At 37.3% G+C, this 18,590-nt stretch carries 15 protein-coding genes; 9 read left to right on the top strand and 6 right to left on the bottom strand.

Annotation, left to right across the window (positions count from 1 at the left end; all coding sequences use genetic code 11):
* Positions 1-9 precede the first annotated feature (9 nt).
* The 9 genes from BGO84_RS14070 to BGO84_RS14030 all read left to right on the top strand — a co-directional run bounded on the left by BGO84_RS14070 (position 10) and on the right by BGO84_RS14030 (position 11,572).
* Positions 10-3,258 (top strand): TonB-dependent receptor, encoded by a 3,249-nt coding sequence (locus BGO84_RS14070; RefSeq protein ID WP_135104539.1) that lies wholly within the window; start codon positions 10-12, stop codon positions 3,256-3,258.
* An 18-nt stretch (positions 3,259-3,276) separates the two neighbouring features.
* Positions 3,277-4,983 carry a RagB/SusD family nutrient uptake outer membrane protein gene (locus tag BGO84_RS14065; RefSeq protein ID WP_135104540.1) on the top strand — a complete coding sequence of 569 codons (1,707 nt, stop codon included), beginning with the start codon at positions 3,277-3,279 and terminating at the stop codon, positions 4,981-4,983.
* Between the two features lie 32 nt (positions 4,984-5,015).
* A complete protein-coding gene (locus BGO84_RS14060; RefSeq protein WP_291030116.1) occupies positions 5,016-6,146 on the top strand; it encodes a glycan-binding surface protein in 1,131 nt (376 codons plus the stop codon).
* Between the two features lie 166 nt (positions 6,147-6,312).
* Positions 6,313-8,307 (top strand): NPCBM/NEW2 domain-containing protein, encoded by a 1,995-nt coding sequence (locus BGO84_RS14055; RefSeq protein ID WP_291030114.1) that lies wholly within the window; start codon positions 6,313-6,315, stop codon positions 8,305-8,307.
* A gap of 245 nt (positions 8,308-8,552) precedes the next feature.
* Positions 8,553-8,915, top strand: a complete 363-nt coding sequence (locus BGO84_RS14050) for a DUF1304 domain-containing protein (protein ID WP_291030112.1) — start codon at positions 8,553-8,555, stop codon at positions 8,913-8,915.
* Positions 8,916-8,966: 51 nt separating this feature from the next.
* Positions 8,967-9,500, top strand: a complete 534-nt coding sequence (locus BGO84_RS14045) for a Crp/Fnr family transcriptional regulator (protein ID WP_291030110.1) — start codon at positions 8,967-8,969, stop codon at positions 9,498-9,500.
* A gap of 65 nt (positions 9,501-9,565) precedes the next feature.
* Positions 9,566-10,585 carry an NAD-dependent epimerase/dehydratase family protein gene (locus tag BGO84_RS14040; RefSeq protein ID WP_291030108.1) on the top strand — a complete coding sequence of 340 codons (1,020 nt, stop codon included), beginning with the start codon at positions 9,566-9,568 and terminating at the stop codon, positions 10,583-10,585.
* A 72-nt stretch (positions 10,586-10,657) separates the two neighbouring features.
* Entirely contained in the window at positions 10,658-11,137 is a 480-nt protein-coding gene (locus BGO84_RS14035; protein WP_291030106.1) for a glutathione peroxidase, read from the top strand.
* A 3-nt stretch (positions 11,138-11,140) separates the two neighbouring features.
* A complete protein-coding gene (locus BGO84_RS14030; protein ID WP_291030104.1) occupies positions 11,141-11,572 on the top strand; it encodes a pyrimidine dimer DNA glycosylase/endonuclease V in 432 nt (143 codons plus the stop codon).
* 119 nt (positions 11,573-11,691) lie between these two features.
* Here BGO84_RS14030 and rsgA read toward each other — a convergent pair whose 3' ends face one another.
* From rsgA to BGO84_RS14000, 6 genes are all read right to left on the bottom strand, one after another.
* Positions 11,692-12,747, bottom strand: a complete 1,056-nt coding sequence (gene rsgA, locus BGO84_RS14025; RefSeq protein WP_291030102.1) for a ribosome small subunit-dependent GTPase A — start codon at positions 12,745-12,747, stop codon at positions 11,692-11,694.
* Positions 12,744-13,523, bottom strand: coding sequence for a class I SAM-dependent methyltransferase (locus tag BGO84_RS14020; RefSeq protein WP_291030100.1), 780 nt, complete (start codon positions 13,521-13,523; stop codon positions 12,744-12,746). The genes rsgA and BGO84_RS14020 overlap by 4 nt, the downstream gene beginning before the upstream one ends.
* Positions 13,524-13,834: 311 nt before the next feature.
* Positions 13,835-14,410, bottom strand: coding sequence for a polymer-forming cytoskeletal protein (locus tag BGO84_RS14015; RefSeq protein ID WP_291030098.1), 576 nt, complete (start codon positions 14,408-14,410; stop codon positions 13,835-13,837).
* 20 nt (positions 14,411-14,430) lie between these two features.
* The gene (locus BGO84_RS14010; RefSeq protein ID WP_291030096.1) at positions 14,431-15,447 is read right to left on the bottom strand and encodes a ParM/StbA family protein; all 1,017 of its coding nucleotides are present in this window, start codon (positions 15,445-15,447) and stop codon (positions 14,431-14,433) included.
* A gap of 68 nt (positions 15,448-15,515) precedes the next feature.
* The gene (locus BGO84_RS14005; RefSeq protein ID WP_291030094.1) at positions 15,516-15,890 is read right to left on the bottom strand and encodes a polymer-forming cytoskeletal protein; all 375 of its coding nucleotides are present in this window, start codon (positions 15,888-15,890) and stop codon (positions 15,516-15,518) included.
* 317 nt (positions 15,891-16,207) lie between these two features.
* The gene (locus tag BGO84_RS14000) at positions 16,208-18,112 is read right to left on the bottom strand and encodes a tetratricopeptide repeat protein (protein ID WP_291030092.1); all 1,905 of its coding nucleotides are present in this window, start codon (positions 18,110-18,112) and stop codon (positions 16,208-16,210) included.
* Between the last annotated feature and the right edge of the window lie 478 nt (positions 18,113-18,590).

Raw genomic sequence — 18,590 nt, 5'->3', positions numbered from 1 at the left:
ATTAAATCTATGAAAAGACTATTCGGTTCTATATCTGGAATCATATGGGTGCTTATTATAGCACTGATATTTGTTCCGGACAGTTTGGAGGCTACTACATTAGAAGCTCTTCAATCAGTAAAAATTACAGGTGTGGTTACTGATGAATCAGGGAGTCCTGTTATTGGTGCTACGGTCCGTGTAAAAAATGCAAATGTGGGGACAATCACAGAGATTGATGGACATTACTCGATTGATGCTCCCAAGAATGGAACGCTTATCTTCTCCTTTATAGGCTATCAAACGCAAGAAGTAGCTATAAAAGGTAAAAATACCATTAATGTTGTATTGACAGAAGATAGCCAAATGCTCGAAGAAACTGTGGTTATCGGTTATGGTGCAGTAAAGAAAAGAGACCTTACCGGATCCGTTTCTTCATTGAAAAGCGATGAACTACTTAGAACAAATCCAGTGAGTATCAATCAGGGTTTGCAAGGTAAAATGGCCGGAGTTTCTGTATCGCAAGCCGATGGAGCTCCCGGCTCAGGGATTAGTATCCAGATTCGTGGAGCTAACTCATTTACTACAAGTACCGAACCTCTCTATATTGTAGATGGTATACCTTTTACTACAGGCGAAGCTCCTGAAACCGATTATGGAACAAAACAAAAAAATAACCCGCTAAGTATGATCAGTCCTCATGATATTGAATCTATCGAGGTATTGAAAGATGCATCAGCGACCGCTATTTACGGATCTCGTGCTGCAAATGGTGTTGTTATCATTACTACTAAGTCCGGTTCGGGTGGAAAAACAAAAGTAGTATTCAGCTCTAATTTTAATGTAGCGTCTGCCGTTAAAAAAATTCCGGTACTAAGTGCTGCCGAATATGCCGAATACAGAAATGAGTTGGTTATCAATGGCTATCTGTATGATGGCAAAAGCTATGTTGATGCAGCTAATCTTCCTTATCCAATTCCAGGGCGTTGGTCAGAAACCAAAGGCAAAGACCCGATTACAGGTCAAGAAATTGTAATAAAGAGAGAGTATCTACCAAGTCCTGATGATTTTAGGAATGGATATGATCGAAATCAGGATGGAAAATTGTTTTATGGTACAAATTGGCAAGATCAAATATTTCACACAGCCACTAGTCAGGAGTATAATTTAAGTGTTTCAGGTGGTGATAAAAATGGTTCTTTTATGTATTCAGGGGGGATGCTGGATCAACAAGGGATCATTGTAAACTCTTATTACAAACGTTACAATGTACGTGCCAATAATACACGCAAAGTAAATAACTGGATCGAGATTGGTAATAATATAACTTTTTCTAAATCAGACAACCGTTTGGCTCGTACCAACAGTGAAAATTATGGAGTAATTGAATCCGCTATTGGATTTAATCCTACTCGTCCCGTTTTTGACCCCGAAGCTGACTCTGGTTTCTCAGAAGATTTTTCAAGCGGTTTGGCTAATCCTTACCTAACAGCTCACACAGAAAAAAACATTCTGACATCTTTATCTGTATATACATCAGGCTTTGCAGAAGTAACTTTTGCTGATTGGTTGAAATTCCGTCAGAATGTAGGCTATGGTTACAACTCTTATGAACGTAATCAGTATTATAACAGATGGACAGGATCTGGCCAAGCTCCAACAAATGGTTATGGACGAAAAGATGATAGTGCTTATGAAGGTCTTACAACCGAGTCTTTGCTAACATTCAATAAGACATTTGGCATACATGCTGTTAATGCTGTGGTGGGTATGACTTATGAAAAATCGATGGGTAAAAGTAAATCGATGAGTAGTAAAAATTATCCAACGGATGATACCGAAGATAATAATATCAATGCAGGTATTAAAGACCGTGAAATAAGCAGTGGCAGATGGAAATCTCAATTGATGTCTTATTTGGTTCGTGGTAATTATAACCTGAGAGATAAATATTTGTTTACAGCATCATACCGTCGTGATGGATCGAGCCGTTTTGCTCTACAAAACCGTTGGTCTAACTTCTATTCCGGAGCTATTGCTTGGCGTTTGGGAGAAGAAGCATTTATTAAGAATCTAAATTTCTTTGATAATCTAAAGCTTCGTTTAAGTGCAGGACAAACAGGTAATCAGGGGATCAGTGCATACGCCACACGTTCTCGCTTTACTATCCAGAACTATCCTTTTGATGGTACCCAAACATCGGGTATGGCAGAAGACCGTTGGGGAGGACCTGCTGCTGTAGATCTCAAATGGGAAACTACAAATCAATATGACTTGGGACTAGATGTATCTTTCTTTAACAGCCGGGTTAATCTAACAGCAGATTATTACTATAAGAAAACTACCGATTTGCTTCAATACAGATATATAGATGCTAGTTCTGGATTTAGTGAATTAGCATGTAACTATGGTAACGTGGTAAACAAAGGACTCGAGCTTAGTGGAAACTTTATGCCTGTGAAAACATCCGATTGGATGTGGACTTTGGATGCTAATATCTCATTTAATAAGAATGTAATTGGAGGATTAAATGCCGATCAGTTCTCAGATGTAGTATGGGGCATGGAAAGTATGTTCCTGAGAAGAAACGGTCAGCCTATTGGTATTATCTACGGTTATGTTGAAGATGGATTTTATAACAACGAAGCAGAAGTTCGTGCCGATCCTTATTATAAAACACAATCAGACTCTAAGATAAAGAGTATGGTAGGACAGATTAAGTATAAGAATATGGATGATGATCCGATGATTGACGAACGCGATAAAACGATTATCGGAAATACGAATCCTGATTTCCAATACGGATTGACAAGTACATTGACTTATAAGAATTGGACTTTCAGTTTCTTACTGCAAGGAACACAGGGAAATGATATTCTGAATACTAACCTGAGAAGCTTTGATGTGGCAGGTTCAGGTAACATGCCGAAATTTGTTTGGGACAACCGTTGGACTCCAGATAATAGAGATAATGCGCTATGGCCTCGGGCTGACGGAACATATACTCGCTCTATGAAAGCCTCAGACCGTTATGTTGTAGATGGTTCATACCTCCGCTGTAAGAATATTAGTTTAGGTTACAGATGGCCATCTCCTGTAAAATATATAGAATCTCTCAATGTAGTGGCTAGTGTATCCAATCTGTTTACTATTTCGGGATATGACTGGTATGATCCGGATGTAAATGCATTTGGTAGTGATCCTACACGCAGGGGTGTAGATATGTCTTCATATCCAAGTGCCCGTACATTTAATTTGGGTGTTCAATTAGCTTTTTAAATTAAAAAAATCATGAATATGAAACTTACTAAAATATTGGGCATCTGTGTGACAAGTTTGTTTCTGATGACCTCTTGCGATTTGGATGAAGAAGTGTATACATTCTCTTCTAACGATAAACTGGTTGCTGCGGGAAAATATGAAGAATTAGTTGCTGGAGCATATAATACTCTACATTTTCCTTTCGAGTGGGGAAACTATCATAACATTGTGAATTTTGATACTGATTACCAATCAGGACCTACATGGGCTTTTGGTTCTATCGGAGCCGGAAACTTCTATGATGAGGGATCAAATAATAATTTCTATAAATATTATTCTCAGACTATCCATAGAGCTAACTACCATTACTCTTTGGTTAGCAAAATGACTTCCGTACCCGAGAAAACGCGCAAAAATGCTATGGGCGAACTTCGTTTCCTTAAAGCATGGGCACAATTCAATCTGGTACAGTTTTATGGACCAATTCCGTTGTATAAAATATCGATATCAGAAGGTAATGCTATAGAGCTGCCTCGCTCATCGGTAAAAGAAGTATATGAGCATATTATAGAAACACTATTGGAAGCCGAACAGCTTTTGATGCCACGTACAGACTCCGAATACAAACAAGGGCATGTTTGCCGGGGTAGCGCTAAGGCTTTATTGGCTAAGGTATATGCTACTATTGCTTCTGCTTCTATGAAGAGTGGTCAGATAACAGTGAAAGGTGGTCCCGGAAAGAAAACCAATCCTGATGGAACAACATCTCGCTTAATGCCTGTTCCTATTACACATCAAAAGAATTTGGTCGCTGGTTATGAAGAGTTCGATTCTCAGGAATATTATCGCTTGGCTAAGGAAAAAGCCGGAGAGGTTATTGCTGAAAAAGAATTTAGTCTGGCTCCAAATCAAGAAACACTATGGAGTGCAGGATATAAAAATGGACCAGAATTCCAATTCTGTTTACAGACTGTATCTTCAGACGGAACATTATTCTATAACTATGTAACATCTGACTATTTGGGTTATCCTAAACCTGAATATAATGGTGAATGGTCAAGTGGTTACTATATTCAGCGAGACCACTGGTTGCAATTATTTGATGATTGGGACGATGAGCGTATCACTTGGGGTGTAATGCACCGCATTCCTACCACTTATAATAAACAGACCGGCAAAATGACTTATCAGTTTTATCCTGAACGTGATAGTGTATATGTGCGCAAAGGAGAAAGAGGCTATGATCCTAGTGATGTTGTCGCTAATTCTGCTGTAACTTATGGATCTAAACTTTTGAAGTTTGCCGCAATTACTACTCCTCTCGATGGTACACGCTCCGATTGGAATTGGCCTTACATGCGTTATCCTGAAACATTGTTGATATATGCTGAAGCTGATAATGAATTGAATGGACCTACTGCTGATGCTTTTGAAAAAGTAGGATTGCTCAATGCAAGGAACAATAGTACAACCGCTGCAGCCCGTAATGCAAAAGTTCCATTTACAAAAGAATCTTTCCGTTCCTACATCTTGGAAGAACGATCCAAAGAGTTTGCTGCTGAAGGTATTCGTCGATTCGACTTATTGAGATGGGGTATCTATTTGCAAGTGATGAATGCTATTGGTGTAACAGACGAAAATGATGTTATTAAACGTCGTGAAGAGAAGCATCTTCTATTGCCACTTCCTTTGGATGTTGTGAATACCAATCCTTATATCGACAGGAATAATCCTGGATGGTAATTCTGATTTATTAATTATTAATAAGTTGATCAATGAAAAAAATATTTAATATCAAAAGCTTATGCTTGAGTGCAGCTTTACTTCTCGGATTGTTCTTTACAGCATGTTCGGAAGATGAAAATAATGCTACTGCCATTCAAATATCAGGCATAACAACAATAAATGATCTGAACACCCCCATTACCGAAGCCAAACTAGGAGATTTTATCGCTATTCATGGAACGGGATTGGACATTCATAATATAGATTCTATTTACGTGAATGAATCTAAAGTTGACATGGTAGAAGTATATACAGAGAAGGATGTATTGTATATGCAGGTTCCGGTTAAACTATCTCTTGAGCCTACAGATAAAGTTTATATTTATAATAAATTGGGTCGCCAAGATTATCCTCTAAAAACTATTGCACCCGATCTTAAGCTTGTTCGTATGTTTAATGAATATACACAGCCGGGTGATACAATTATGATTTATGGGGACTTCTTTAATCTTTATGAAATTGACTCAGTAAGTGCTGTTGTTGATTTCAACGGTAAAACATCCAATGTGATCAAATCGGCGAATAACTATCTGACTGCACGAGTTCCCCTTGATGTGGATAAAAATATCAAAGTAAAGGTGAAGTCTTTAAAATATGAGATAGAGTCTACTTGTCCGGGACGATACTATGATAACGAATGTATGATTGTAGACTTTGATAATCGTGTGCCAAGCAGTATGACTAATGTAGTTACCGATCCGAAAGATAAAAACCGATTGAGTGGTAATTACTTACATATAAATGAGAAGTCGGCTTGGAGTAGCTGGTGGTATATAATAGAGATAGGAAATACGCCGCTAACAGACGACATGTTAGATCATTCGGATCAGTATGTTATAAAATGTGAGTTCTATACCGCCAACCAGTTTGTTGATGGCAAGATTAAGTTCTTCAATTACCTTTTCTGGGATGCGGCTCCAATGGAATGGACTCCTTCTGATTTTGTATTCCAGAATTTCAACCGCTGGGAGACGATAACGTTACCTTTCAAACGAAACTATTCAGGAACTTATCCGGAAAATATGTACTACCATTCCTTCAATATGAGAATTGAAATAGATCAAAGTATAGCGCGTAACTTTGCTTTTGATAACATACGGGTATGCAAAAAAGGTGATTAACTACAAATTATTGAAGATTTTTAGTTGTGGTTAAAGTTTATTGCAGGTAGATAAATTTGGTTTGCTCAGAGGCGGTGATGAGATCGTCATCGCCTCTGATGTTTTCAGGCAAAAAAAGATACTGCCTACATCTATGAATAACTTATAATATTAGAAAAACATAAAAATGAGAAAAAAAAGGAACTTCACACTTTTGGCTGCAATAATGGCAGTTTTTCTGAGTATACAATCTTGTAACAATGCTCCCATAAAAGAAGTATGGATAGATGAACTAGGCTCTAGCTCGTGTTATGTGCAAGACTGGGGAACCCCTCAAATTAATAAATCTGTAGTATGGACTCCTCTAACCGTAAACGGAGTGGTTTACGAACGGGGTATCGGCGCACATTCAATCGGACGTATGCTTTTCGATTTGGATGGTAAAGCATTATCCATATCCGGGTTGGCAGGAGCTGATGATAATAATCTTTATGCGGGAAAATTTCAGTTCAAGATTATAGGAGATCGTAAAGAGCTTTGGAAAAGCGGTGTTGTGAAGAAAGGTGATCCTATTCAAGAATTTAATGTTGACTTGTCTGGAATAGATAAGGTATTGCTACTTGTCGAAGAATGTGGAGATGGCATCATGTACGATCATGCAGATTGGATCAATGTGAAAGTGACTACACGAGGCGAAGTAAAACCTATTCCTGCATGGCCTAAAGCTATTGCGAAAGAGAAATATATTTTAACACCTCAATCCCCCGAACATCCAATCATAAACAATCCGCTGGTTTATGGAGCTCGTCCCGGTAATCCATTCTTATGGACAATAATGGCTACAGGTCAGCGTCCGATGAAGTTTGAAGCGTCAGGGCTACCTGATGGTTTGAAGTTAGACCAGACAACAGGATTTATTACAGGTAAAGCAACAACAAAAGGAGAATATAAAGTATTGCTAAAAGCTACCAATGATAAAGGGCGCGATGAAAAAGAGGTTCTTTTTAAAATCGGAGATGAAATAGCTTTAACCCCACCTATGGGTTGGAATAGCTGGAACTGTTGGGGATTATCGGTAGATGACGAAAAAGTACGTGACGCCGCCCGAATGATGAATGATAAATTACATGCACACGGATGGACTTACGTTAATATTGACGATGGCTGGGAAGCCAAAGAGCGGACAAAGCAAGGAGAAATCCTATCAAATGAGAAATTTCCTAATTTCAAGGCCTTAACCGATTATATCCATTCCTTAGGATTAAAGTTTGGTATTTATTCTTCGCCCGGACATATAACCTGTGGTGGTCATGTAGGAAGCTATCAGCATGAGGAGATCGATGCAAAAACATGGGAAAAATGGGGCGTTGATTATTTAAAATATGACCATTGCGGTTACTTGGAAATACAGAAAAATTCTGAAGAAAAATCAATTCAGGAGCCATATATCGTGATGAGAAAAGCTTTGGACAAAGTAAATAGAGATATTGTTTACTGTGTTGGTTATGGTGCACCCAATGTATGGAACTGGGGAGAACAAGCCGGTGGCAATCAGTGGCGCACTACCCGCGATATTACAGATGAGTGGAATGTTGTTACAGCGATCGGATTCTTTCAGGATGTTTGTGCTCCGGCAACAGCACCCGGCAAGTACAATGACCCCGACATGCTGGTAATAGGTAAGCTTGGAAAAGGTTGGGGAGAAAAGGTTCATGACTCATATCTGACAGCCGATGAACAATATTCACATCTCTCTCTTTGGAGTATACTTTCTGCTCCATTGCTCATAGGTTGCGATATGGCGAATATAGATGACTTTACATTAAACCTCTTAACAAACAGAGAAGTTATTGCTGTCGATCAAGATCCTCTTGTCGCTCCTGCCGTTAAAATTATGACAGAAAATGGACAAATCTGGTATAAGAAGTTATATGATGGCTCTTATGCTGTAGGTCTTTTTCATGTAGATCCGTATTTCATCCTGTGGGATCAGGATAGTGCAGAAGCAATACAAAATGAGACTTATAAGATGCAATTAGATTTCTCTAAGCTTGGTATTCAGGGTGAAGTAACGGTTCGAGATCTTTGGAGACAAAAAGATCTTGGTAATTTTACAAATAACTTTCAAGCAGATATCCCATATCATGGTGTAAAGTTTGTAAAAGTTACGCCTAAAAAATAGATGCTGATTAATATAAAATAATTGAGTGTAGATATTTTTCTTCTGCTTACTCTTACATTCAGGTTTCTGCAGTTATGTAGGAACCTGTAATGTTTTAAACAGTATATATACACGTGTCGGAATTTACTTTGTAATATATGCAAAGAAGAAAAAAATAGTAGTAGATAATAAAAAGCAAAGATTGTAATAACTATCTTGAAAAATAAATCTTTACTTCGTAAGGTAATACTCTTAAAGAAGAAAAGATGGAAATATTATCTAAAATATTAATAGGTCTTGTCGCTCTTGAACATATCTATATTCTTTGGATCGAGATGTTTGCGTGGACAACAAAAGGTCGTACAACTTTCAAAAGTATTCCCGATGAATTGTTCGAGAAAACAAAAGGATTGGCTGCTAATCAAGGTCTATACAATGGTTTTCTTGCCGCCGGGCTTATCTGGTCACTGTTGATTGGAGATTCTGATTGGAGTCAGAATATAGCATTGTTCTTTCTTAGTTGTGTTGCTATTGCAGGCATTTATGGCGCTGTCACTGCTCAAAAATCGATCTTTTTCAAGCAGGCACTACCTGCTCTGATTGCAATTATTATTTTATTATTGAAATGATTCTGGACTATGCATGAACAACTGATAAAGGATATTTCAATTAGGTATAAAATGCAATCACAAGACATAGAACTGTGTAAAACACTTTTTCAGCCTGTATTGATGCCAAAGAACAGAATTTTGGAAGAAGAAGGAAAAATTCCTCAGCATTTATATTATATCATATCGGGCTTTATGCGCCTGTTTTATTATAACGATAATGGAGATGAAGTTACTACGCATCTCAATTGTCCTCACGGTTTCTTCACTGCCTTTTCAGATTTTATAAACCAAACAAAAGCTTCGGTAAATGTAGAAACTGTTACCGAATGCGAACTACTTCGTATAACTAAACCGGATTATGATAAATTGGTCAGTATAAGTACGTTTTGGAAAGATTATGGAATGCAGGTTTTGCAGGAGTCGGTAATCTATAATGAAGAGCGGTCTAAAGATTTGGCAACCTTATCAGCCGAGCAACGTTATCTTAAACTAATGAAGTCTTATCCGAACATTATTCAGAATGTTCCATTGCAATATATCGCCTCCTTCCTTGGGATAAAACCGGAAAGTCTTAGCCGTATAAGACGAAATCTGATTAACTAACAAAAGTCAAGTGTAATTGATTTTACGATTCTGAATTTTGTGTCATAATTATTAAATATAAAACAATGACACAGAAGAATATCGTTTTAGTTACCGGCGCAAACGGACATTTAGGAAATAACTTAGTAAGACTTTTAATTGCCAAAGGATATCAAGTAAGAGCATCTGTCCGCAATATCAAGAATACAAAACCATTCGATGGGCTTGATTGCGAAGTGGTACAGGCAGATATAACTGATAAGAACTCAATGCTTCAGGCTTTGCGTGGCGTTGATACTTTTTATGCGGTAGGAGCCGTCTTTAAGCTGTGGGCAAAAGATCCGCAAAAAGAGATTTACGATGTGAATATGAATGGCTGCAAAGTCATGATAGAGGCAGCAGTCCAAGCCGGAGTAAAGCGAATTGTGTATGTCAGTTCCATTGCCGCATTGCATTATACAAAAGGAATACCAATCAATGAAGAATCAGGCTACAATCCCGACCGTAGGGATATGTATTATAACTCAAAAAATGATGCGGAAAAACTCGCTTTCGAATTAGCAAAGAAGCATGATATAGAATTAGTTGCCGTATTACCTTCAGCCATGATAGGGGGCGTGATAGCAGACCGCTTGAGTAATTCGAATGAAATATTAAAGGCGATATTGAACAATAAATTGCCTATCGAAACCAAGATAACCCTCAACTGGATAGATGTAAATGACGTGGCAGAAGGTTGTGTTTTGGCTGCAACGAAGGGGCAGTCGGGAGAACGATATATCTTGGCTAATGAAAAATGTATGACCATTACTGAGTCAATCAAATTGGCTGATGAATTGTTTCCGCAACTGAGGCTTAAAAAGCCGATACCTGTTCCTCGGTTTGTCCTTTATTTATTCGGTGCTCTGTTAGGATTTGGTGCTAAAATATCTGGGAAAGCTCCTGCCATGACTACCAAAGAAGTGAATATGTTTTATGGGTTGGTACAGGATTTTGATATATCTAAATCCCGAAGAGAGCTCGGTTTTAGTCCGAAGTCTTCTAAGCAAGCTTTGAAATCGGCTTTGTTGTATATGTGGAAAGAAAGAGAAAGATTATTAAAGTAATTATATAATAAAACTTGTTATAATTTAATCTAAAATCGGTCGAGATTGTTGTATATGGTAAAAGCAATAAATATGAGTATATACGATTTTACCGTAAAGGATAGTAAAGGTAATGATGTTCCTTTATCCAACTATAAAGAGAAGGTGCTGCTAATAGTTAATACTGCAACAGCATGTGGTTTCACCCCACAGTATAAAGATTTGCAGGACTTATATCTTAAGTATAAAGATCAGGGATTCGAAATATTGGACTTTCCCTGCAATCAGTTCGGGAAACAGGCTCCGGGAACAAATGAGGAGATTACCTCGTTTTGTGAGATGAAGTATAAAACGACATTTACCACTTTTGGAAAAATTGACGTAAATGGAGAGAATGCCGATCCTCTGTATAAATATCTGAAAGAAAATAGTAAAGGATTTTTAGGCGATTCTATAAAATGGAATTTTACGAAATTCCTGATTGATAGGGAAGGGAATATCGTTGATCGTTATGCTCCAATAACCAATCCATCAAAAATCTCAGGCACGATCGAAAAACTATTAGAAAAATAATATATGCGATTATGGTCTTTACATCCGATGTATCTTGATTCGGCAGGGCTTAATGCCTCCTGGCGTGAGGGCTTATTAGCTAAGAATGTGCTTTTAGGGAATACAAAAGGTTATACGAATCATCCTCAGTTAATTCGTTTTAAGAATAGCCCCGATCCCAATCTTTATATCGACGCCTTTCTTACTGAAATATATAAAGAGGCTGTAAGACGAAACTATAATTACAGTAAGGAAAAGATCCGTCTCATTGAAAATATACGACCAATCTTTGTAACACAAGGACAGTTAGAATATGAATTTGAACATCTGAGGCGAAAACTTCAAAAACGAAGCCCCGAGTTATTCGATAAATTACCAACATTGGCTAACTTAAATCCACATCCTTTGTTTAAAACGATAGATGGAGATGTTGAGGAATGGGAGGTTGTAATGTAATATGAGTATAGTTTAATGATTCCATTGTTTGATTTATACGATATAGAGTCTTGCAATGGTTCAATAAATCATAAAATAATGCAGGTATTTTGCAATACCTGCATTATTTAAATTGAATATTAGAGATTTTCTTTATGCTTCTTGACTTCGTCTACTAGTTTCGAAAAAGATTTATCTCTTTTACGTTTTTCATGTTCCGAAGTAGAAAAATGCCAAGCTTCTCTCCTTAGTTTCAGATAGCTCTCATAAACTTTACGGTCTAATGTTCCATTACTTACCGCTTCTAAGACAGCACAGCCGGGTTCGTTTTTATGCTCACAGTCTTTAAAACGACACAACCCTTCATAGTCAGATATTTCAAGCATTCCCGAAAGGGAGTCCGGATTTTCAATAGCTAATCCAAATTCTCGAACACCCGGAGTATCAATTAGTACTCCCGATCCTTTCATCAATACCATTTCCCGACGTGTTGATGTGTGCTTTCCTTTTCCTGTGGACGAACTTATATCGGATGTTAGCAATATTGATTCTTCGCAAAGTGCATTCACCAGAGAACTTTTCCCAACACCCGAAGAGCCGACAAAAACAACTGTTTCCCCTTCTGTGATAAACTCTCGTAACTGAAGAATCGTTTGAGGTTGGTGGATACTTGTAAACAATACAGGCATCCGATCGGCAATGTGCTTGATTGCGTTGCTTATATTCTCTTTCTCAAACTCCAAATCAGATTTATTGAGTACCAATACCGGGCTAATGTTTCCTTCCACTATCTGAGCCATAAAACGTTCAGCCCGACGAACATTGAAATTATCATCCAAACTTTGTACAATAAAAGCTTTGTCAATGTACGACGCAATGGCTTGTTTGTCAGATACTGTTCCACTTTTCTTTCGAAACAAAGTACGTTCACGTGGTAGCATATCAACTATAATCCCTTTCTGGTCATCGAATGGTTGAAAAATTACCCAATCGCCCACGCAAGGCAAATCGAAAGTTGATTTACCGAACATCATATTCCCGGTCAGTTCACATTGGAACATTCCATTTTCACAGATAATCTCATAGCATGTCCTGTGGACTATAGATACCCGTCCGTGAGGCAACGCTTTATGGACTGATTCTTGTTTTAGTTGGCTTAATTTATCGCTCCAGCCATAAATATTTAGATCAATCATAGCTTTGTCTTTTTTGCGATGAAAAATGTATAGCCATAGAATTCTTTATACTTGTTGTATAATTCCGCTTCGTAGCGTTGAGATGCAACCAGGTCTTCAGCAGCTTTATTTCCTGCATATTTATTCAGGAAAACTTCTTCAGCAGTAGCTTTAGGAGCAAAGTAATACTTTGTCCAACACGTTTCGGGTAAAATAAATGTAGCCACAGGGAGATATCCTGCCCGGTGTATTTTGGCTACCTGATTGGGTATCGTATCTATTTCAGCATATGAATTCATCCAGAAATCATTTATTTCTGCCGGACGTTCGTCTGTAAACCATGAACTCTCGGAGATAGCCAAATATCCACCTGTTTTCAAATATTTACGCCATTCGTTCAACCCTCGTTCAAAGCCAATATTATAAATGGCTCCTTCTGACCAAATCAGGTCTAACTCCTCATTCTGAAAAGGAAGATTATCCATTGAGCCTACAATTCCTTTCACTCTGTCTTGCATGCCTAGCTGCTTTGCATTACGATTCAGAATATTGATAAAGTCGGGAAATAAATCCAGTGCAGTAATCTTTCCCTCAATATGCTTGGCAAGTGTCATTGTCTGCCCTCCTGTACCGCAGCCAATGTCGGCAATAAGGGATTTGTCGGTTAGGTTATCAACAAAGCGAAGGGCAGTGAGCGTTGCATCGGTACTACCGGGTCCCTGTCGTTCCATGCTAGAGAAAAATTCGCAGATTAAATTAAAATCGAAATCGTGAATTGTTTTATTTTCGTTATTCATTTCGTTATTTGTATTAGCGCACATATGCAAGCATGACAATGCTATAGCACTATTGTACGCAGATTAAAATTAAATTATAATAATATGAATATTCCTCTCAAAAAGGTTTATTTGAGAGTAAACGAAAGGACAATCTGTTTTGAAAGTACAGATTGTTTACAATACCAAATCCGATTTATGTAAAATCTTAGTCATCCGGCAAAGATATATAAATATTTAATTATAAATAAAAAAACTGTTCCGGAAGTGATGATTTGATATAAAATCACTTCGGAACAAAGTTTTTCGTCTAATGTTTACTAAAAATTCACTTACCACCAATTATTACCGTTATCTACGGATTGAGCTATTGCTGATTCAGGTTTTTGTGCATTTATTTTTTTCTGTTCTTTGCCTACTGTCTTTGCTTCAGGTATAGGAGAGCTTTTTTGGGGTATATTCGTCTCTTCAGTAAGAAGCTCTCGGGTTTTAGAAATCTTTTTGTTTCCTATAATTTTTTCAGCTTCTATAAGCTTTATAGCTAACATTGAAACTTCTACTTTTGGAGTGAATGATACCGACCCATTAATTCTGCATCCTGTTTCCATAATAGCCTTTTTTGCCATAATTGAGCCTTCTATAACAGCCGAACTACTAATTTGTATGGTGTTCGTGCAAAACACATTCCCTTTAACTAAACCCCCAATTGTACAATCGGTAGCAGTTATGCTTCCATCAATAGTTGCAGTAGGATCTACTATGGCCCTATCTTTTACAAAAAAGTTTCCTTTTTGCATTCCTGTAAAGCAAAATCCACCTAAAACAACTTTGTCCTGATTTGATACAGCTATTTCTTCTGCTGTTTCTTTTTCTATAGGTTTGGCTTTTTTTCGTTTGATGAAAAACATTCTTTTATTCTCTATTTATACTATTCACCTGCGAAATTTGTCACTACAGTTGTTGCATTGCCTATATCAATACCAAGTGCCGATTTTGGTCTGCCGCTTACACGTAAAGAGTTAAGAGCATATCCTTTGCTTGCGAGTGTTTCCGGATTATCCAATACCGTTATCTCTGTGAAATGTCCAAATTCTGCAATAAAACAGTCTACTAGCTCCTGATAATACATTGCGCCTCCACATAAGTATATCCGATTTGTTTTCACAAGGTTGGAGTCATTGATAATGCTCCGTAGATTGGGCGATATCACTTCCTGATAGTAGGTCTGGATAACATTTTTACGGATCTCTCTTAAATCAACATTCTGACGATTTAAGAAGATATATCCTCGCTGAAAAGCATCGTCCAGCTGATTTACATTTCTCAATTCGAGATAATATTTACTCTTCAGTTCGTTAATCATTAGATTTACAGCATAGCGGATTCCGTGTGTACTTACCATTGCCTGTTCTACGATTCCCGAATCGGTGCTTAAGATAGACTCGAAAGTGCCAAAGCCGCAACTAAATACAAAAAAACTACCCGAAACATTGGGCTCTCCTTTTCGTATTGCAATTGTGCATCCGACAATTTCGGGAATGACTTCAACTTTTTGCACATCCAGCACTACTTTCTTTTTGTTTCCTGCATTATGGGTTGATGCATCATAGTCGAGTAGGTGCGTTTTTTTGAAGAATTCAACGGCTTTATCTCTATAAATATAATAGGTTGAGTAGGGGAAGCCTGTTGTAATTGTTAGCGGTTGTTCTATCTTATCCTGTGCCAGCAGGATTGATGCTTTGGCAAGAAGCTGATAATCGATATCATCAGGAGAGGAGTTTATCAGTTTATGAGGTAACTGTCCTTCGTTCAAGGCTAGATCACCACAGATATACCATTTGTCATTGTGCTGAATCTTCAGACCATGAAGCAAATCTTTAGAGGTTTGGGACAAAACTGTGTTGTTGATCTCAATTAAACTCGGAAAGGATTGAATTTCATACATAGGTTTTTTCAAAAAAGTGTTTAACAATTAAAAATTAGAATAATAGCATTATATGTTTTATATATTTCTTATAGTGAGGATGGCTTCATTATTATTTCGCCTTCATATATACCCCCCTCGTCCATACTCAGATTTTCTGTATTGAGTCTCCCTGTTATTTGTCCCGAACACTTTATTAGTACAGATTCGGAAGCTGATATGTCTCCTTCGATATGCCCAAAGACAATGAGTTTTTTTGTATTCACATTCCCTCTTATTGTCCCTGTCATTCCTATCACCACCGTTTCAGCTTGCTCAATGTTTCCTATTATAGTACCTTCGATACGAATCGCTCGGGTTTGCTTGATATTACCTCGAAGAGTAAAGCTTTTACAAATTACTGTCGGCATTAAAGAGGTTAGATCATCCGGTTGATCGTCTCTTTGAGTTTGTTTTTTTATCATGATATACTATTCACTTATCTTCGTATATATAAAGAATAGGGATGTTCCCCGGACAAAGAATTGCTAGCACTAAATTAGAGCATAATCATGTAGTGGATCTAAAAAAGGGAGTGGGACAAAAAGGGGACAATTAAAAATATTATTGTGTAATCGCTGTATGTGTCTGATTAATATCTGTATATGAAAAGATGTAAAGAGAGGTGGATGAATGTGAATGCTCTATCAAATAATACGTTTTTAATAAAAGAAGAGGGTTACCCAATGTTTGGATAACCCCGCTCTTTCGTTTTTTTTATTCTATTCTTCGTCCAATTAATCTATATATTTTGAATAAATGATACTAGGTTCGTATCTCGTTCAATCTCGAGTTTCTTTCGTAAACGTTGCCGTGCTTTTTTGAGTGCTTCCTCCGATTGGAATGTTATTTGGGCTATTTGTTTGTTCGTCATATTCAGCTTGAGAAATACGCATAGCTTACGTTCATTCTGAGTCAGCATTGGAAAATGGTCATTAAGATTTTTATAAAATGAAGGATGCACCTTTTGAAATAAAATCTCAAACTCTTCCCAGTTGGAGTTATATGTCTGTGACCTATAATCGAAAATCAAAGATTTTATATCGTCTCTTACTTCAGGGGTCGTGTTCTTCTCAATATTCTCTAGCATCTTTATGCTGCGCACGTCACGCTCGGCAGTTTGTACAAGTTTAAGGGTTGCTGAGGTCATTTCCTTTTGATTTTTCTCCAGTTCGGCATTGATCTCTTCCAACTCTAACCGAAGAAGCTGCTTTTTCAGCCTATACGAACGGGTAGTCATTATAACGAGTAACAATAAAAGAACGAAGGCTACAATCAAGGAGAGAATGACAGCCCGTTGGCTTTTTATTTTTAATCCTTTATTTTGCGCTTCTATTTCGTAGACTTGTTTTGCCTTATCGTATTTATAAGCACTCTCTAGGTCTGCAAGTTTCTTTATATTATTTTCGTTGAATATACTGTCGTTGTATAATTTATATAGCATATGATTCTGATATGCTGCCTGATAATTATTTGTTGCGGCATAAATCTCCGATAGCTGTCCATAAATCTCTTTTTGAAGATTCAGTAATTTCAACTCATTGGCTATCTTCAGCCCTTTTTGGGAATAGTCTAATGCTTCGGCATAACGTTTTTCTTGAATATAGATCAATCCCATTTTTACCCATATCTCAGCTTTTGCTCGCTTTAAATCTATTTTTTCGGCAAGGTGAAATGCTTCATTGAAATGATCAAGTGCTTTAGTAAATTCTTTCTCTCGGCTATATATAGTACCCATGTTGACTAAAATGTTAATAGTCAAGCTTAGCTTACTATTACCTCCAATTTTTAAAGCTTTTTCGTAGTATTCCAACGCGCGAGGATCGTTCATGTTCATATATATATGACCAATGTTAGCCAAACATGAGGATATCTTAAAATTATCTTTTATTTCTTCGGAAATCTTTAATGCTTTTTGAAGATAATTGAGGGCGTCTTTATATTCTCTTTGGTCGGATTGGATTCCGGCAATATTAACAAAATTGGCCACCATTGCTGATTTATCACGGAGCTGCTCGTTGATCTTCAGAGCCTTCAAATGACATTCGAGTGCTACCGCATAGTTACTTTGAGTGCCATAGATCCACGCTAAATTGTTTAATGCTTTTGACAGAACGGGATAATTCTTTAGTTCTTCGGCCAAGAGAATGGCTTTTTCGAGTATTTCGATAGCTTTTATATATTCTCCTTTTGTACTATGGCTTCGTGCTGCATTAACGAGGCATTTCAGTAAAAGGCTCTTATCATTTATTTCATTCGCTATTTTAAGAGCACGCTCGTATGATTTATCACTTTTGGGGATGTCACCAAGTTCTTTGTATACGTTTCCTATTGCAATCAGACAATTGCATATTACCGTTTGTTCTTTGATGACTTCTGCCATCACAAGGCTTTGTCGAAAATAATTGAGAGAGGATTGTTTGTCGCTTTTAATATAAGCCAATCCGGTTACCCACAGGCTGACGGCCTTCCCCTTAGTGTAATTCAGACGATCTGATAGCCGAGCTGATTCAGAGGCATATTTCATCGCTTTTTGGGTATCTTTCGAATATATAATGTAACCTATTTCATTCATTATGTCTACTTTCTCCCGATTATTTGAAGAGTACTGTCTCAATACATTCTCAAGGCTATCCACCTTTTGCATTTGAGCAGAAAGAGTTTGAAAAAAGGTTAATACAAAGAATAGAAATAGAGAGGGAAAACTCAATCTGTTTCTCATATGGCTAAACAAGGTTAGAATTTAAATTATACATCAACGATACGATAACTGATACTGATAAAACCGACTCCTGATATATTTTTAAGAGTGTAAATACACAACAGGCTTTTCTGATTTTTTCCGGTAGATAATTCATAATGTGAATGCAGAGTGAAGCACATTTATAGAACTGTTGTTGTGAATTTGTTGTAAAGTTAAGCTTTTGTATAATTTTAGACAATGTTTCTCATTGAAATAGGTATATGTAAAAACAAAAAAGCTTACGGTTTTATTTTCCTTCTTTCACTTGATTTTGAAAGTCAATTTTAGAGGACTAATTAATCAGGGCTTATCACTTCGGCACATACAGTCAAAGGATTAGGCTTTGACGAAGTAATTGCCCCTGTTGTAAACAAATCGAAAT

The organism is Dysgonomonas sp. 37-18 (assembly GCF_001899125.1).
In the GTDB taxonomy this organism is placed as follows: Bacteria; Bacteroidota; Bacteroidia; order Bacteroidales; family Dysgonomonadaceae; genus Dysgonomonas.
This window is presented reverse-complemented; position numbering and strand designations above follow the sequence as displayed.

Bases quoted from the DNA above. Each gene is read 5' to 3' on its own strand.
- BGO84_RS14070 (WP_135104539.1), top strand. From the start codon at position 10: ATGAAAAGACTATTCGGTTCTATATCTGGAATCATATGGGTGCTTATT.
- BGO84_RS14065 (WP_135104540.1), top strand. From the start codon at position 3,277: ATGAAACTTACTAAAATATTGGGCATCTGTGTGACAAGTTTGTTTCTG.
- BGO84_RS14060 (WP_291030116.1), top strand. From the start codon at position 5,016: ATGAAAAAAATATTTAATATCAAAAGCTTATGCTTGAGTGCAGCTTTA.
- BGO84_RS14055 (WP_291030114.1), top strand. From the start codon at position 6,313: ATGAGAAAAAAAAGGAACTTCACACTTTTGGCTGCAATAATGGCAGTT.
- BGO84_RS14050 (WP_291030112.1), top strand. From the start codon at position 8,553: ATGGAAATATTATCTAAAATATTAATAGGTCTTGTCGCTCTTGAACAT.
- BGO84_RS14045 (WP_291030110.1), top strand. From the start codon at position 8,967: ATGCAATCACAAGACATAGAACTGTGTAAAACACTTTTTCAGCCTGTA.
- BGO84_RS14040 (WP_291030108.1), top strand. From the start codon at position 9,566: ATGACACAGAAGAATATCGTTTTAGTTACCGGCGCAAACGGACATTTA.
- BGO84_RS14035 (WP_291030106.1), top strand. From the start codon at position 10,658: ATGAGTATATACGATTTTACCGTAAAGGATAGTAAAGGTAATGATGTT.
- BGO84_RS14030 (WP_291030104.1), top strand. From the start codon at position 11,141: ATGCGATTATGGTCTTTACATCCGATGTATCTTGATTCGGCAGGGCTT.
- rsgA (WP_291030102.1), bottom strand. From the start codon at position 12,747: ATGATTGATCTAAATATTTATGGCTGGAGCGATAAATTAAGCCAACTA.
- BGO84_RS14020 (WP_291030100.1), bottom strand. From the start codon at position 13,523: ATGAATAACGAAAATAAAACAATTCACGATTTCGATTTTAATTTAATC.
- BGO84_RS14015 (WP_291030098.1), bottom strand. From the start codon at position 14,410: ATGTTTTTCATCAAACGAAAAAAAGCCAAACCTATAGAAAAAGAAACA.
- BGO84_RS14010 (WP_291030096.1), bottom strand. From the start codon at position 15,447: ATGTATGAAATTCAATCCTTTCCGAGTTTAATTGAGATCAACAACACA.
- BGO84_RS14005 (WP_291030094.1), bottom strand. From the start codon at position 15,890: ATGATAAAAAAACAAACTCAAAGAGACGATCAACCGGATGATCTAACC.
- BGO84_RS14000 (WP_291030092.1), bottom strand. From the start codon at position 18,112: ATGCAAAAGGTGGATAGCCTTGAGAATGTATTGAGACAGTACTCTTCA.